General features: G+C 20.6%; 1 protein-coding gene. It reads left to right on the plus strand.

Annotated elements, in window-relative coordinates; genetic code table 11:
• The coding region (locus HX846_RS40540) for a hypothetical protein (RefSeq protein ID WP_178967665.1) at positions 1-273 on the plus strand (273 nt) is incomplete at its 5' end.
• Between the last annotated feature and the right edge of the window lie 42 nt (positions 274-315).

Raw genomic sequence — 315 nt, forward strand, 5'->3', positions numbered from 1 at the left:
AAAAAAAAACCAAAAAAAACCCCCCAAGTTAAACACCAAAAACAAAACAAAAAACAAAAAATATTCGAAAAAATATTAAAAAAAAACAAAAGCCAAACCCCCGCCCAAACCCAAACCCAAAAAAACAAAAAAACAATAAAAAAAAAAAAAAAAAAAAAAAAAAAAAAAAAAAAAAAAAAAAAAAAAAAAAAAAAAACAAAAAAAAAAACAAAAAAAAAAAAAAAAACAGGTTGCCACCAACCCAAAGACCGAAAAAGAAAAAACCCAATTTAAAAAAAAAAAACCCAAAAAAAACAAAAAAAAAAAAAAAAAACC

This window comes from Pseudomonas sp. K5002 (assembly GCF_013386655.1).
Taxonomy (GTDB): Bacteria; Pseudomonadota; Gammaproteobacteria; order Pseudomonadales; family Pseudomonadaceae; genus Aquipseudomonas.